Source organism: Arsukibacterium sp. MJ3 (assembly GCF_000987765.1).
Lineage (GTDB): Bacteria > Pseudomonadota > Gammaproteobacteria > Enterobacterales > Alteromonadaceae > Alishewanella.
The window spans coordinates 41,382-57,036 of record NZ_LAHP01000005.1; the positions used below are offsets into that span (position 1 = coordinate 41,382).

Sequence of the window (15,655 nt, forward strand, 5' to 3'; positions counted from 1 at the left end):
GCACGTTATCTTCAACAATTATGCTATTTTTTTACTATCAATGCTGATCTTTTGAATTGTTTAATATATAATCCGCGCCCGGCCTACGTTACAGCCTCATACTGCCGTTAGCCCGGTAGTTTTTGTATTCGAAGGGGTACGATTACGACATTGTTAGCAACAGCCCTGCGCAATGTTAGGTGTAACTTAAGTTATTTTGGAATAGGTTTAGATGAAAACTTTTACTGCAAAGCCAGAAAGCGTAGAACGTGACTGGTACGTTGTTGATGCAAACGGTAAAACACTGGGTCGTATCGCAACTCAAATCGCTGCCCGTTTACGTGGTAAGCACAAGCCAGAGTATACGCCTCATGTTGATACCGGTGATTACATCATCGTTATTAACGCTGAGAAAGTAACTGTTACTGGTAACAAAGCGAAAAACAAAATTTATTACTCGCACACTGGTTTCCCAGGCGGTATTAAGGAAATCAGCTTCGAGAAGCTGATCGCGAAAAAACCTGAAATGGTTCTGGAAACTGCCGTCAAAGGTATGTTGCCAAAAGGCCCATTAGGCCGCGCTATGTTCCGTAAGTTAAAAGTTTACGCTGGCGCAGAGCATCAACATGCTGCTCAGCAACCGCAAATTTTAGATATTTAATCGGAGCATAACATGGCACAGAATCAATATTACGGAACTGGTCGTCGTAAAAGCTCAACGGCCCGCGTTTTCTTAAAAGCTGGATCAGGTAACATTGTTATCAACCAGCGCGCGCTAACCGAGTACTTCGGCCGTGAAACTGCCTGTATGGTAGTGAAGCAGCCATTAGAGCTAGTTGATATGGTTGAGAAATTCGACTTATACATCACCGTTAAAGGTGGTGGTATCAGCGGTCAGGCCGGTGCTATCCGTCACGGTATTACCCGTGCACTGATGGAGTTTGACGAGTCACTGCGTCCAGCACTGCGTAAAGCAGGCTTTGTAACGCGTGATGCACGTAAAGTAGAACGTAAGAAAGTGGGCCTGCGTAAAGCACGTAAGCGTCCACAGTACTCAAAGCGTTAATTCGCTGCGCGTATCAAAAACCCGGCTTTTATGCCGGGTTTTTTTATTGTAACGGATAATACATATTGAATAGCTGTAAACCCTGAGCTGTAACGCTTTGTTGCTGTTTAACCAGCAAACATCTGCATATATTAGCTATTCATCTCACCTTAAACCTTGTGTAAAGCAGGGGTTTTCATTATGATCGGCCTAATTTTTAAACTTGTAATAATTGCTGGAATTCAGCCGCTTAAATTTATTTTCAATTAAGCGTTAATGTGGAGATGAGTGGATGAGCAATGCGCCTATAGATAATGGTCGCCGCCGCTTCCTTACCATTGCTACCTCAGTAGTGGGAGGCGTGGGTGCTATTGGAGTGGCTGTACCCTTTATTGCATCCTGGAATCCGAGTGAGCGGGCTAAACAAGCCGGCGCTGCAGTTACTGCAGATATAAGCAAACTCGAACCAGGGCAATTAATCAGAGTAGAATGGCGGGGAAAACCAGTGTGGGTAGTTAAACGCACTGCTGAAACCTTGCAGCAGTTGGAACAAACAGAAGTAAACCTACGCGATCCTAATTCTGATGTGCCACAACAACCTGCTTATGCCCAAAACCGGCACCGTTCAATTAAACCTGAAATTTTTATTGCCGTAGGTATTTGTACTCACCTTGGTTGTTCGCCGTCTTATCTGCCAAACGATTTTACCGAGCAAGTTGAAGGTATTATTTCGGGTTTTTTCTGTCCTTGTCACGGTTCTAAATTTGATATGGCAGGTCGAGTATTTCAAAGCCTGCCGGCTCAAACCAATTTAGTAGTGCCTCCACATATGTTTATCGACGATAACACCATAGTGATAGGTGAAGATGAAGGGGTTGTCTGATGTTTAAAAACCTGATGAGCTGGATTGAATATCGCTTACCCTTTATGGATAAGATGAATCTTCATGTAATTCAGTATCCAGCACCAAAAAACTTTAACTTCTGGTATTTTTTTGGTTCACTCGCCATGGTAGTGCTGGTAAACCAAATTATTACCGGTGTTTGGTTAACCATGAACTACGAACCATCGGCAGAAGGGGCATTTGCTTCTGTTGAATATATTATGCGCGACGTAGATTACGGCTGGTTACTGCGCTATATGCATTCTACCGGCGCCTCGGCTTTCTTCGTTGTGGTGTATTTACATATGCTGCGCGGCATGATGTATGGCTCTTACCAAAAGCCTCGTGAGTTATTATGGGTTTTTGGCATGCTTATCTTCTTAGTGCTGATGGCTGAAGCCTTTATGGGTTACTTGCTGCCATGGGGCCAAATGTCGTTCTGGGGTGCGCAGGTTATCATTGGTATATTCGGAACCATTCCGTTTATCGGTGAAGATTTAACCCTGTGGATCCGCGGTGACTATGTTATTTCCGGCGCCACTTTAAACCGGTTTTTTGCGCTGCATGTTATTGCGCTGCCATTAGTGCTGGTTATCTTGGTGTTTTTACACATTATGGCACTGCACGAAGTGGGTTCGAATAACCCAGATGGTATTGATATTAAAAAGGATAATGACGGCACTGTTGAGCTAACCGAAGCCGATAAGAAATTTACCTTTCATCAGTACTTTACCCGTGGTGGTAAGAAAATTATTGTTGATGCCATACCTTTCCATCCTTATTACACAGTAAAAGACTTGGTTGGTTTAGCCGGTTTCTTGCTTATTTTTGCCTGGGTTATTTTCTTCTTGCCAGAGGGTGGCGGTTATTTCCTAGAGCCACCAAACTTTGAGCCAGCTAACCCATTGAAAACCCCGGATCACATTGCACCCGTTTGGTATTTCACGCCTTTCTATGCCATTTTACGCGCCGTTCCACATCCTTTTATGGGTGCGGTAGCCATGTTTGCGGCAATTATCGCCTTAGCGTTATTACCGTGGCTAGACAGAGGTAAGGTTCGTTCTGTGCGCTATCGTTGTGGGTTGCACCGCATTAACCTGATTATGTTTTGTGTCAGCTTTGTGGCATTGGGTGTGCTGGGCGTATTGCCTGCTACCGGCTTGTATACATTATTAGCGCAGATTTTCTCGTTTACTTATTTTGGTTTCTTCGCGTTATTATTTTTCTACAGTAAAAACGAAAAAACCAAGCCATTACCAGAGAGGGTTACCTAATGATGAAAACGTTATTGTCTGCAGTTGCATTATTAGCCTCATCCCTGGCAATGGCCGCAGGCCCCTCTATACCATTAGATAAAGCACCTATTGATTTAACTGATAAGGTATCGTTACAAAACGGTGCCAGGCTTTTTCAAAATTACTGTTTGGGCTGTCATCAAATGCAATACCAGCGTTATTCCAGAACCTTTGCTGATCTGGATATTCCGCAAGAGCTGGGTATGGAACATTTGATGTTTACCGGTGAAAAGGTAGGTGATCATATAACCAATAGTATGTCGGCGAAAGATGGTGAAACGTGGTTTGGTGCTACGCCGCCTGATTTAACCAATGTGGCCCGGGTACGGGGACCAGACTGGTTGTATACTTATTTGCGAACCTTTTACACTGACGATACCCGGCCTTTTGGTGTCAACAACAAGGTGTTTCCAATGGTAGGTATGCCGCATGTGCTGCAAGAGTTGCAGGGTGTGCCAAGCAGAACATACGAAACCCGTTTAGTTGATGGTCAGCCGAAAGAAGTGTATGTCGGTATTCAAACCGATGGTACTGGTGAGTTAAGCACAGATGAATATGATGCGGCCATTGCCGATCTGGTAAACTATCTGGAATATGTTGGTGAGCCAACCAAACTTGAAGCACATGCTTTGGGTTACAAAGTAATGATATTTTTGTTGATCTTCTTTGTGCTGGCTTACTTGTTGAAGAAAGAGTATTGGAAAGATGTTCACTAATTAGTTGATTTAACTAGTATTGAGATACCAGGGGCCTTAGCGCCCCTTTGCTGTTTTTTATTTTACCGGAGGAATAAATGGCGATCATTGCCAATAAGCGCCCTGTGATGACATTATTCACAGCTATAGACGATATGTACAGTCACCAGGTACGCATTGTCCTGGCTGAAAAGGGCGTAACTGTTGATATCCTTCAGGTAGCTCAGGATAATCTGCCAGAAGACTTGTACGAAGTTAACCCTTACGGCAGCTTACCGACCTTACTTGACCGTGAACTGGCTTTATATCAAGCCGACATTATCATGGAATATCTGGATGAACGTTTTCCTCATCCGCCGTTAATGCCGGTGTATCCTGTGGCCCGTGGGCAGGCCAGGCTAATGATGTATCGCATTAAAAATGATTGGTACAGCCTGGCTGAAAAAGTACTTAACCACGCTGATGATGCTGATAATGCGCGTCAGGAATTAAAAGAAGGGTTGCAATCACTGGCGCCATTATTTAATGAAACGCCGTATTTTATGAGTGAAGAGTTCGGCTTAGTCGACTGCTATATGGCGGCATTAATGTGGCGTTTGCCTACTCTGGGTATCGAGTTTCAAGGCCCTGGCAGTAAAGAACTGAAAAACTATATGGCACGCATTTTCGAACGTGACGCCTTTCAGGCTTCATTAACCGAAGTTGAGCGGGACATTCGGCGTGGGATGCGCTTGTAATGGCGGCAATGTCACCAAACCGTCCTTATTTATTGCGGGCGTTCTACGAATGGATAGTTGATAACGACTTTACACCGTATTTGGTGGTAGATGCGAGCTATCCTCAGGTTAAGGTGCCACAACAATTTGTGCAGAATGGCCAAATTGTATTAAATGTGTTGCCATCTGCAGTGAGCAATATGCTGTTAGGTAATGATACTATTACCTTTAATGCCCGTTTTGGTGGCCAGCCGTTTGCCTTGTATATTCCGGTAAAGGCGGTGTTAGCTATTTATGCTAAAGAAAATGGCGCCGGTACGGTGTTTACGCTAGAAGAAGAAGAGGAAGATGCCGAGTTATTCGACGAACCTTTTGAGCATGATGCTCCCCCTGAGCCAACGAAGCCTAAAAAAGGCAGCCACCTCAAAGTCGTTAAGTAACGCTTACAAATATAAAAATGAAGTTGAGTATTACTAAAGCTGCCATTGGCAGCTTTATTTTTTTGCTGCGGCAAGTTGCCAAAACGCTTTAAGTAACGGTTGTTCTAATTTTCGGCTTAACATGCATACACCTAACTCAAACGGCTGGAACTGATAACCGATATCCAGAATACGCACCCGGTCACGCACCGGGCTATGCTGTATAACGGGTTCTGGTACCACGGCTACGCCACTACCCAACGCCACCATCGAGACAATAGCTTCGTGGCCATCTACTTTAACCGCTACTTGCGGGGTTATATTACTGGCGGCGAGCCATTGGTCGGTGCGTGAGCGCGCAGGGCCATGATCTGACTGCACCAGTGGTATTTCATTCCAGTTTATCGCGGTTGCGGCTAATAAGTCATTTACCTTACAGGGAATAATCGGTGCAATTAGCCAGACAGGTAGCTGAGCAATCCGCTGAAATATCATGGTAGTGGGTAACTGTTCCGGATAAGCCGCCAACGCAATATCTACCTCACCCGCTTTAATCTTTTCAAAGGCCATAGCGGCATCGCCAGTGGTTAAGGTAATGTCAGCTTTCGGGCACTGTAGTCGAAACTTATCCAGCATAGTGGGTAAGTGACTGTAACTAGCAGTAACAGTACAAAACAAGCGGATTTCACCACTAAGCTCGGCGCTGGCCAACTGCAAATCCAGCTGTAACTGATGCCATTCATCCAGCCACAATCGGGCAAAGCGCTGCACCCGCACACCGGCCGTGGTGAGGTGTACGGAACGTTTGTCCCGGGTAAATAACATGCTACCCAGTTCGGCTTCCAACCGTTGGATCACCCGGGTCAGCGTAGACGGGCTTACGTACATTTGCTCGCTGGTTTTTGCAAAATTTAAGCTAGAGGCTAAGTGCAAAAATAATTGAGTACTACGAATATCCATGATTTACCATAATTTTGTATTGCATATAGTGAAATACAGAATTTTAAATATATCACTTCCCGCAACAAGATGCAGTGGCTAATATGGTTTCATTAACGCGCATTTACGTTCCAGACAACGAGATGCCGCATAAGATAAGCCAGGCTTATCCGCCAAACTGAAGATTGAGACAGTGTATGAGTAATTATTTTAATACCTTAAGTTTACGTCAGCAATTACAGCAATTGGGCCAATGTCGTTTTATGGATAAAGCGGAATTTAACGATGGCTGCAGTTTTATTAAAGACTGGAATATTGTTATTGTTGGTTGTGGTGCTCAGGGCTTAAACCAAGGCTTAAATATGCGCGATTCTGGCTTAAACATTAGCTATGCACTGCGTAAAGAGGCTATTAGCGAACAGCGTGCGTCGTTTGAAAAAGCCAGCAGCAATGGCTTTACCGTTGGCACCTACCAGCAATTAATTCCACAAGCCGATTTAGTGTTAAACCTGACCCCGGATAAACAGCATAGCAGCGTAGTTGATGCAATAATGCCATTAATGAAACAAGGTGCTACCTTGGCTTACTCGCACGGTTTTAATATTGTGGAAGAAGGTAAGCAAATCCGGCCTGATATTACCGTAGTGATGGTGGCACCAAAATGTCCGGGTACCGAGGTACGGCATGAATATAAGCGTGGTTTTGGCGTGCCGACGTTAATTGCCGTGCACCCGGAGAACGACCCAAAAGATCAAGGCTTAGCGGTGGCAAAAGCTTATGCGTCAGCCACCGGTGGTGATAGAGCCGGGGTATTGCAGTCATCTTTTATTGCTGAAGTAAAATCAGATTTAATGGGTGAGCAAACCATCTTGTGTGGCATGTTACAAACCGGTGCTGTGCTGGCGTTTGATAAGCTGGTGGCCGAGGGCACTGATGCTGGCTATGCCGCTACGTTAATACAATTCGGTTGGGAAACGGTTACCGAAGCATTAAAGCACGGTGGTATTACCAACATGATGGACCGGCTAAGTAACCCGGCCAAAATAAAAGCTTACGACTTAGCGGATGAGCTAAAAGTGATGTTACGGCCGTTATTTGAAAAACATATGGACGATATTATTAGTGGTGAGTTTTCCCGAACCATGATGGCTGACTGGGCTAATGATGATAAAAACCTGCTGCGCTGGCGCGAACAAACCCGTGACAGTGGCTTTGAGCAAGCGCCGGTGTCGGCTGAGAAAATTACTGAGCAAGACTACTTCGACCGTGGCATCTTATTAATAGCCATGGTAAAAGCCGGCGTAGAGCTGGCGTTTGAAACCATGGTTGACGCCGGTATTATTGCCGAATCGGCGTACTATGAGTCGCTGCATGAAACGCCCTTAATTGCCAATACCATTGCCCGTAAGCGTTTATATGAAATGAATGTGGTTATTTCTGATACCGCGGAATATGGTAACTATTTATTTGCTCATGCCGCCGTGCCGCTGCTACGCGACAAGGTAAACCGTTTAAGCAGCGAGTATATTGGCAAGGGCCTGAGCCATAGCCAAACCGGGGTTGATAACCTGAAACTTATTGCGGTAAATGAGGCGATTCGGCAGCACCCGGTAGAAGTAATTGGTAAAAAATTACGTGGTTATATGACCGCCATGCAACGAATTGAAGCGGCACATTAAGCCTACTGCAAGAATAATGTGGTTAATGGCAGCTAAACACAGAGTAAAGCCTGTTTAGTGCCAGACCAATAACGATGTTATACGTGGACCTTGGTTGTTTTGCCCCGCTTGTCGGGGCTTTTTTTTGCGGCAATCATAATTAAATTTTTTAGTTATCAATTAAACGGCTACGAAAAATTTTGATAAAAAGCATTTAGTGCATAAATGCTAACAAAATAAATACATTTGACGTTAACCTGACGAGGGACGCTAGTTACAGTGACTTGTGTATTGTATAAGTTACAAAAGTAGCATATAAAGGTAACAAAATAAAATCTGACACCGGCAAAATTAATGAATAAGAAATTTCAATGTTTAAATCCATAATTTTTGCAGCGATTATGCTTTTTAGTTCATATGGCGTGACAGCAAATACGGCAAATACTCAGCAAGTTCAGGTAGATATACCACAGGTTGGTATTCAGCCAATAGTTTTTTATATAGTGAATAAAACCAATGGTAGTACGAAGGTGTGTGTTTCTTCAGGAAATATTTGTAATGAAATACCCGGCACTGGCACCGTTAGTGAAGATATGGCTTTTTTTGAACTGTCGCACAACAATGGCGAAAATTTTAACATAAGTTTAATAAATTTCCTCGAAACCGAATATACCCAAGACAACGGTATGAGTTGTCGCCAATCTTCAACTTGCGGTTCTGATAATGATTGTACAGCTGTATTGACGTGTAAAAAGGACTGACTACTTTTTTTGATACAGAGGTTAGTAATATTCATATAAGAATTTCATGTGTATCTTGCCCCGCTTGTCGGGGCTTTTTTTTGCGTGTAAGGTCAGTATTATAGTAACCGCGAGATAGCCTATGAAAAACATTGCCCTGGTGGCCCATGATGGCAAAAAAGACACCTTGCTAGACTGGATTGGTAAACATAAAGCATTTTTTGCTGATAAAACCCTATTTGCAACCGGAACTACCGGCCAGCTTGTGGCGGAAACCTTGCAACAACCGGTGCAATGTATGGCGAGCGGCCCTTTAGGCGGAGATCAGCAAATTGGGGCGTTAATTGCTGAGCAAAAAATAGATTGGCTCATTTTTTTCTGGGATCCGTTATCGTCGCAGCCGCATGATCCCGATGTTAAAGCCTTGATCCGCTTAGCGGTGGTCTGGAATATTCCGGTGGCCTGTAACCGCGCCACCGCCGACTTTATTATTCACTCCAGTTTATATCAGCAAAATTATCAGCGCGAGGTGCCAGATTTTTCGGCACATAACAAACGCCTTAGCACACCGTAACTGACGCAGGTGTAGTTAAACTTTTTTGCTGGCAAGGATAAAATTAATGTATCCGAAAACCCATAAATCTCATCGCGTTGGCTGGCTTAGAGCGGCTGTATTAGGGGCGAATGATGGCATAGTGTCTACCGCCAGCCTGATCTTGGGGGTGGCCGCTGCCGGTAGCAGTCAGCAAGCTATATTAGTCGCTGGCGTGGCGGCTTTAGTGGCTGGTGCTATGTCGATGGCAGCTGGTGAATACGTATCGGTAAGCTCACAAGCAGATACCGAAACTGCAGATTTAAAACTAGAAGCTATGGAATTAGCGGAGCAACCAGCACAGGAACGAACCGAATTGGCCGCTATTTATACTAAGCGCGGCATTGAACCGGTGTTGGCAATGGAAGTTGCCCGGCAGTTAATGGCCCATGATGCTCTGGCAGCGCATGCCCGTGACGAGCTGGGTATATCAAGCACCGTTAGCGCGCGGCCAATACAGGCGGCGTTTTCTTCGGCATTGGCTTTTACCTTAGGTGCCGCCTGGCCATTGTTACTGGTAATGATGTTTTCATCGCAGCTTATGCTGGCGATGGCGGCAGGGTCTTTAGTCGGGTTGGCGTTACTTGGTGCGCTGGCAGCGAAAGCAGGCGGGGCGCCTATGCTGCGCGCGGCAATGCGGGTTAGTTGTTGGGGCGCTGGCGCCATGGCGCTTACCGCATTAATTGGCAGCTTATTTGGCGTAGTCACTTAATATGCTGTGTTAATAGCAATGTTAGCGCTATCTATTGCATAATGGCGCCTTTTCAGATGTTGGAATAACTATGACTGCAGTTGTTGTTGGCCCGTTGGCCTTGCCGCTTAGCCCCATGTTGTTGCTAATAAGTGTGTTGCTGGGTTTGTTGGTAGCCGCCTTGGTTGGCCGTAAATATCAGGTATCGGTTACTGATCCACTGTTAACCATTTTGCTCGGCAGTTTGCTTATTGGCCGGCTGGTGTTTGTTGCCCGTTTTGCTGACAATTACCAAAATGTCTGGCAGATGCTGGATATTAGAGACCGCGGCTTTGACCTGGTAGCCACCGTATTGGCGGCGCTGACGATCTTAATCTGGTTATTATGGCGCCGTCGCCAGCAGCGCCAGGCATTGTTGGCCGGAGTATTGACAGTAGCAATGTTATTTGGGGCCTTTAGTTCGGTTATTTATCTGGGCCGCCAGCAGGCTGTGTTACCAGATCTTACGTTGCAACAGTTAAATGGCGACAGTGTTAATCTGGCGGAATTAGGCCGGGGGCAGTTAACGGTAGTAAATTTGTGGGCGACCTGGTGCGCGCCGTGTCGGCGCGAAATGCCGGTACTGCAGCACGCCGAGCAGCAATACCCCGAAGTGCGTTTTGTGCTGCTAAATCAACGCGAGCATCCTGAAACGGTACACTATTATTTGCAGCAAGCAGGTTTGCAGTTTCAGCATTTATTATTGGATCGCCAAGGGCAGTTAGCCACTGATTTGGGGGCCTACGGTTTACCTATGACCCTCTATTTTAGTGCTGAAGGCCAGTTGTTACAAAGCCATATGGGTGAGCTTTCAGCGGCTAGCCTGGCGCAAAGTTTACAGCAATTGACCGGTCAGCAATAAATAGGCTGATAGCATGGGTTTAGCACATGAGAACAAGCGAAAAAATATCACATGAAACGTATTGAGAATAATTCGTGTTTATGTTTATATAGCGGCTTTACAGCGTTCTCAACAGAAAACCCTGACATTGGAGTAGGCTTTTATGCGTATTAAACCCACCCTATTAATTATTTCTGCGCTGGCCAGTGCCTTGGTCAGCACTACATCAGTATTTGCTAACGAAGTTAATATTTATTCTGCCCGCCAGGAAGAGCTGATTAAGCCGCTGCTGGATAATTTTAGCCGTGACACCGGTATTAAAGTGAACCTTATTACCGGAAAGCCAGATGAACTGATTAGCCGACTGGCAAGCGAGGGCCGTAATAGCCCGGCAGATTTGCTGATTAGCACCGATGTTGGCCGTTTATATCGGGCTAAGGTGCGGGGCGTATTACAACCTATTCAATCTGATGTGTTAACCAGTGCTATTGCGGCAGAACTGCGCGATCCTGCAGGCCAGTGGTATGGGTTAACTATGCGTGCCCGGCCCATTATGTACGTGCCCGGCAAAGTTAACCCGGATGAGTTGTCCAGCTATGCGGCGCTAACCGATCCTAAATGGCGCGGTAGAATTTGTGTGCGTTCATCGGACAATATTTATAACCAGTCGATGGTCGCCGGGCTAATTGCCCATCAAGGCGTTGCTGCTACTGAACAATGGGTAAAAGGGCTGGTAGCCAATTTTGCCCGGCCACCACAAGGTGGTGATCGCGATCAAATTAGTGCGGCTGCCAATGGCGTGTGTGACATTGCCATTGCTAATACCTATTATTTAGGTGGCATGCTCTCTGAGCCAGAGCAACGTGCCACGGCTGAAAAAGTAAAGGTATTTTGGCCTGAGCAAGCCGGTAATGGTGTGCATGTGAATATTTCAGGCGCCGGTGTTGCGGCCTATGCGCCTAATAAAGCCAATGCGGTACGTTTGCTTGAGTATATGGTAACTGAAGAGGCCCAGAGCTGGTATGCGCAGGTTAATCATGAATACCCGATATTGGCAGGTGTTAAGTCCAGTGCCCTGTTACAAAATTTTGGCGAGTTTAAAGCCGACCAGCTAAATCTGGAAAAACTGGGTGAGCTAAACGGCGAAGCGATCCGAGTAATGGACAGGGCTGGTTGGCGTTAATTGCTAAACCGGGCCAGCAAGAGGTGGTATGTCGCCAATTAAAGCAGATATCTGGCGCTGGTCAGTACTAATACCGGCATTGCTGTTAGCCATGCCGGTAATAGTGGTTTTTGCCAGTGTGCTCAGCCCCGACATTGAAGTTTGGCGTCACCTGCGACAAACGGTACTGGCGGATTATATTACTAACTCGCTGCTACTGGCGTTTGGCACTGGCGTAGGCGCATTACTTATTGGTACCGGTAGCGCCTGGCTGGTAAGCCAATATCAATTTTACGGTCGCCGTCTGTTGCAGTGGTTATTATTACTGCCACTGGCTATGCCCGCTTATATTATTGCTTATACCTATACCGGCATGCTTGATTTCGCTGGGCCATTACAACAAGCTTTACGCCGCTATTTTGGTTGGGAGTATGGCGATTATTGGTTTCCGGAAATCCGCTCGTTAACCGGTGCCATTCTGATGTTATCGCTGGTGTTATATCCTTATGTTTACATGCTGGCGCGCAGTGCGTTTCGTGAGCAATCGGTCAGTATGCTCGAAGCCAGCCGAACCCTGGGGTTTAGCCCGCGGCAGCACTTCTGGAAAGTGGCTTTACCACTGGCCCGCCCGGCATTACTTACCGGTGCGGCACTGGCCATGATGGAAGCCTTTGCTGATTACGGTACCGTACAATATTTTGGTATTGCCACCTTTACAACCGGTATTTTTCGCACCTGGTTTGGTATGGGCAGCCAGGGTGGTGCCGCGCAGCTGGCAGCGCTGCTAAGTACTTTTGTGTTGGTACTGCTAGTGCTAGAGCAGTGGTCGAGACGAAAAATTCGCTATTTTTTTCAAGGCCAGCGTCAGCAATATAGTCCGCTACGTCTTTTATCGCCATTACGTCAGTTGCTGGTAGCGCTGCTGTGCCTGTTGCCGGTATTACTGGGCTTTATTATTCCGGCTACTCAGCTGGCTAGCTGGGCCTTGCCAAACTGGGCGGTATTACTGTCGGCAGATTTTATCCGCTTAATCTGGAACAGTTTTAGCCTGGCGGCGCTAGCGGCGGTGTTGTCGGTTATGTTAGCACTGCTATTTGGCTATGCCAGCCGGTTAAGACGCGACCCACTAGTGCGTTTGCCGGTGCGGCTAGCTGCACTGGGTTATGCTATTCCGGGTACGGTCATTGCCATTGGCGTAATGATACCGCTGGCTTGGGTAGATAGAAATATCGACTTGCTGGCAGAGCAATGGTTTGATGTACGCACGGGCTTATTGTTATCCGGTACCTTATTTGCGCTGTTACTGGCTTATAGCGTGCGGTTTTTGGCTGTGTCATTACACAGCGTTGAAGCCGGCCTTCAGCGGATAAAGCCCAGTATGGATAATGCCGCCCGTTCACTGGGTGCCAGCCCGCTACAAGTGTTACGTCAAGTGCATGTTCCGCTGCTGCGTGGCAGTGTGTTAACGGCATTAATGTTAGTGTTTGTTGACGTTTTAAAAGAATTGCCAGCAACCTTGATTTTACGACCGTTTAATTTTAATACCCTGGCCGTGCGCACCTATGAGCTTGCTTCAGATGAGCGACTGGCCGATGCGGCATTGCCAGCACTGGCTATTGTTTGTGTCAGTATTATTCCGGTTATTTTGTTATCGCGCACGCTGGATGCCAGCAGAGGATCTTAAGCATGTTAGTTCTGGATAAGCTGGCAGTAGCCTATGGCCCACATGTGGTAGTTAAAGATGTGAGCTTTGCTTTGGCTGAGGGCCAGATAGGTTGCTTGGTTGGCCCCTCTGGCTGTGGTAAAACCACTTTGCTGCGGGCTATTGCCGGCTTTGAACCGGCGGCCAGTGGCAGTATTAGCCTGCAGCAGCAGGTGGTCAGTAACCAGCAAATCCAGCTGGCGACTGAGCAACGCCGGGTGGGCATGGTGTTTCAGGATTTTGCTTTATTTCCGCATTTATCGGTGGCCGCTAACATCAGTTTCGGTTTGCAAGGTCAAAGTCATCAACAAAAGCAAAGCAAGGTAAAACAACTGCTGCAATTAGTGGGTTTACCTGATTTAGCCGAGCGTTACCCGCATCAGTTATCGGGTGGCCAGCAACAACGTGTGGCGCTGGCCCGGGCACTGGCACCAGAACCTAAGGTATTACTGTTAGATGAACCGTTTTCTAGTCTGGATGCTGAACTACGCGAAGCACTGGCCCGCGACATAAGACATATTTTACAACAACTTAAAATTACGGCAGTAATGGTAACGCATGATCAATTTGAAGCCTTTACCATGGCCGATATGGTTGGGGTAATGCAGCATGGTAAGTTACAACAATGGGCTACGCCGTATGAGCTCTATCATAAACCCGCTAGTCGTTTCGTAGCAGACTTTGTTGGCCGTGGCGTGCTGCTACCGGGTGACATGCTCGATGCCAGACAGGTGCAAACTTGTTTGGGCATTTTTAACCAGCGTTATTTACAAAATGCCAGTAGTGGCGATAAGGTAGATGTACTGATCCGGCCTGATGATATTGTACATGATGATGCCAGTGGTATTACCGCCCGTGTAGTGGAAAAGTCATTCCGGGGCTCGCATATTCTGTATACGTTGGCACTTAGCGGTGGCGAACAGGTATATTGTTTAGCCTTAAGCCATCATAATCATGCCATTGGTGAGCAAATTGGCATCCGGCTCGATTTAGACCATCTGGTGATGTTTCCGCGTATTTAGTAATAAAAATGGGACACCCTGTGTCAGCGGCATCCCATCCAGGAACTACTATTAGCTTTGTTGTTATTCGGTCGCTAAGAACGACCGAATGTTCTCGGCCACGGCATTTATACCTACCACACCATCTAAGTGGCCCCATATGCCCGGTATTTCTGCATACTCTACCGTTTTGCCGGCGGCACGCAGGGCTTCGGCACTGGCTTTAGCCATTTCTGGTAACAGCAACTGATCGCCACTAGCAGGTAAAAATAAGGTTTTAGCCTGTACCTTGCTTAAGGCGTGTTGCCAGTTATCCCCCATACCAGCACGATACAGTTGCGAGGCGCGCACTAAGTATAAAATATGGTTAGCGTCTTGCATTGTGGCCCGAAGTTTCGCGTGCGCCATTAATTGCTCCCAGGCAGAAAAGCTGGCCAGAATATCGCGATGCGGTGCTTTATCGGTTTCCGGGGCCGGGTAGCGCATATTAAAACCGGTAGGATAAACAGCGTCCTGAATAATATAAGCCAGTGCCGTGGTTAAACCGTGTTCTGGCTGGCCATATTGATAGTAATCTCCACCACGCCAGGCTGGGTCTTGTTTAATCGGGTAAGCCCAGCGCTCTAAACGCACGGCAGCCCAGGCATCGATATAAGCTGAACCAATTACCGGAATTAACCGGGCTACCCGTTCTGGATACCGCGTAGCCCATTCAATGGCTTGGAAAGAGCCCATAGAGCCGCCGATAACCGCATGCAGTTTACCAATGCCTAAACTATCAAGCAGTGCTTTTTGTACTTCAATAAAATCGCCAATAGTGACAACCGGAAAGGTTAAGCCATACTGCTTGCCAGTAGCCGGGTTTATGGTAGCCGGGCCGGTAGTAATGACATTGGGGTCAAACACATTGGCATTCACCAGGGTGTCGACACTAATCACATAGTAGGTATTGGTATCAATTGCTTTGCCCGGGCCAATAATCGCGTCCCAGTAGCCTGGTGCCACATCGCTCTCATGGTATTTACCAGCAGCGTGCGAGCTGCCAGAGAAAAAATGGGTAACCAGAATAACATTCGATTTATCGGCATTCAGGCTGCCATAGGCTTCCCAACCTACTTTAACCGGGCTAATTACGGCGCCATTCTCTGTTTTAAAGTGCGGTATTTCAAAGGCGTGTTTAGTCACCAGCATGGCCTGGCTATTGCTGCCAATCAACAATATACCCAGTAGTAGTAACGTCTTTAACAATTTCATCTAA

The 15,655-nt window shown here is 46.6% G+C and carries 17 protein-coding genes; 15 read left to right on the forward strand and 2 right to left on the reverse strand.

The window, feature by feature from the left end; all coding sequences use genetic code 11:
- Nucleotides 1–211: 211 nt before the first annotated feature.
- The 7 genes from rplM to VT06_RS05210 all read left to right on the forward strand — a co-directional run bounded on the left by rplM (nucleotide 212) and on the right by VT06_RS05210 (nucleotide 5,053).
- On the forward strand, nucleotides 212–640 hold the full coding sequence (gene rplM, locus VT06_RS05180; RefSeq protein ID WP_046553218.1) for a 50S ribosomal protein L13: 429 nt from the start codon (nucleotides 212–214) through the stop codon (nucleotides 638–640).
- 12 nt (nucleotides 641–652) lie between these two features.
- The gene (rpsI, locus tag VT06_RS05185; protein ID WP_019675270.1) at nucleotides 653–1,045 is read left to right on the forward strand and encodes a 30S ribosomal protein S9; all 393 of its coding nucleotides are present in this window, start codon (nucleotides 653–655) and stop codon (nucleotides 1,043–1,045) included.
- A gap of 271 nt (nucleotides 1,046–1,316) precedes the next feature.
- Entirely contained in the window at nucleotides 1,317–1,907 is a 591-nt protein-coding gene (gene petA, locus VT06_RS05190) for a ubiquinol-cytochrome c reductase iron-sulfur subunit (protein WP_046553219.1), read from the forward strand.
- On the forward strand, nucleotides 1,907–3,181 hold the full coding sequence (locus VT06_RS05195) for a cytochrome bc complex cytochrome b subunit (RefSeq protein WP_046553220.1): 1,275 nt from the start codon (nucleotides 1,907–1,909) through the stop codon (nucleotides 3,179–3,181). The genes petA and VT06_RS05195 overlap by 1 nt, the downstream gene beginning before the upstream one ends.
- Nucleotides 3,181–3,918, forward strand: a complete 738-nt coding sequence (locus tag VT06_RS05200) for a cytochrome c1 (RefSeq protein WP_082122447.1) — start codon at nucleotides 3,181–3,183, stop codon at nucleotides 3,916–3,918. Before VT06_RS05195 ends, VT06_RS05200 begins: the two co-directional genes overlap by 1 nt.
- A gap of 77 nt (nucleotides 3,919–3,995) precedes the next feature.
- The gene (gene sspA, locus VT06_RS05205; protein ID WP_046553221.1) at nucleotides 3,996–4,634 is read left to right on the forward strand and encodes a stringent starvation protein SspA; all 639 of its coding nucleotides are present in this window, start codon (nucleotides 3,996–3,998) and stop codon (nucleotides 4,632–4,634) included.
- The gene (locus VT06_RS05210; protein ID WP_082122448.1) at nucleotides 4,634–5,053 is read left to right on the forward strand and encodes a ClpXP protease specificity-enhancing factor; all 420 of its coding nucleotides are present in this window, start codon (nucleotides 4,634–4,636) and stop codon (nucleotides 5,051–5,053) included. Before sspA ends, VT06_RS05210 begins: the two co-directional genes overlap by 1 nt.
- 54 nt (nucleotides 5,054–5,107) lie before the next feature.
- Here the strand turns inward: VT06_RS05210 and ilvY are convergent, their stop codons facing one another.
- Complete coding sequence (ilvY, locus tag VT06_RS05215) at nucleotides 5,108–5,992, reverse strand: HTH-type transcriptional activator IlvY (RefSeq protein ID WP_046553222.1); 885 nt, start codon at nucleotides 5,990–5,992, stop codon at nucleotides 5,108–5,110.
- A gap of 176 nt (nucleotides 5,993–6,168) precedes the next feature.
- Here ilvY and ilvC point away from each other — a divergent pair, with 176 nt between their 5' ends.
- The 8 genes from ilvC to VT06_RS05255 all read left to right on the forward strand — a co-directional run bounded on the left by ilvC (nucleotide 6,169) and on the right by VT06_RS05255 (nucleotide 14,418).
- Nucleotides 6,169–7,650: a ketol-acid reductoisomerase gene (gene ilvC, locus VT06_RS05220; protein WP_046553223.1), complete on the forward strand. Its 1,482-nt coding sequence runs from the start codon at nucleotides 6,169–6,171 to the stop codon at nucleotides 7,648–7,650.
- A 350-nt stretch (nucleotides 7,651–8,000) separates the two neighbouring features.
- Nucleotides 8,001–8,390, forward strand: a complete 390-nt coding sequence (locus VT06_RS05225; RefSeq protein WP_046553224.1) for a hypothetical protein — start codon at nucleotides 8,001–8,003, stop codon at nucleotides 8,388–8,390.
- Between the two features lie 121 nt (nucleotides 8,391–8,511).
- On the forward strand, nucleotides 8,512–8,943 hold the full coding sequence (locus VT06_RS05230; RefSeq protein ID WP_046553225.1) for a methylglyoxal synthase: 432 nt from the start codon (nucleotides 8,512–8,514) through the stop codon (nucleotides 8,941–8,943).
- Nucleotides 8,944–8,989: 46 nt separating this feature from the next.
- The gene (locus tag VT06_RS05235; RefSeq protein WP_046553226.1) at nucleotides 8,990–9,673 is read left to right on the forward strand and encodes a VIT family protein; all 684 of its coding nucleotides are present in this window, start codon (nucleotides 8,990–8,992) and stop codon (nucleotides 9,671–9,673) included.
- A 70-nt stretch (nucleotides 9,674–9,743) separates the two neighbouring features.
- Entirely contained in the window at nucleotides 9,744–10,553 is an 810-nt protein-coding gene (locus tag VT06_RS05240) for a TlpA disulfide reductase family protein (protein ID WP_046553227.1), read from the forward strand.
- 142 nt (nucleotides 10,554–10,695) lie between these two features.
- On the forward strand, nucleotides 10,696–11,715 hold the full coding sequence (locus VT06_RS05245; protein WP_046553228.1) for a Fe(3+) ABC transporter substrate-binding protein: 1,020 nt from the start codon (nucleotides 10,696–10,698) through the stop codon (nucleotides 11,713–11,715).
- 28 nt (nucleotides 11,716–11,743) lie between these two features.
- A complete protein-coding gene (locus tag VT06_RS05250; protein WP_046553229.1) occupies nucleotides 11,744–13,378 on the forward strand; it encodes an iron ABC transporter permease in 1,635 nt (544 codons plus the stop codon).
- Between the two features lie 2 nt (nucleotides 13,379–13,380).
- Complete coding sequence (locus VT06_RS05255) at nucleotides 13,381–14,418, forward strand: ABC transporter ATP-binding protein (protein WP_046553230.1); 1,038 nt, start codon at nucleotides 13,381–13,383, stop codon at nucleotides 14,416–14,418.
- Between the two features lie 63 nt (nucleotides 14,419–14,481).
- On the opposite strand, the gene VT06_RS05260 is transcribed toward VT06_RS05255, so the two are convergent.
- A complete protein-coding gene (locus VT06_RS05260; protein WP_046553231.1) occupies nucleotides 14,482–15,651 on the reverse strand; it encodes a homoserine O-acetyltransferase in 1,170 nt (389 codons plus the stop codon).
- Between the last annotated feature and the right edge of the window lie 4 nt (nucleotides 15,652–15,655).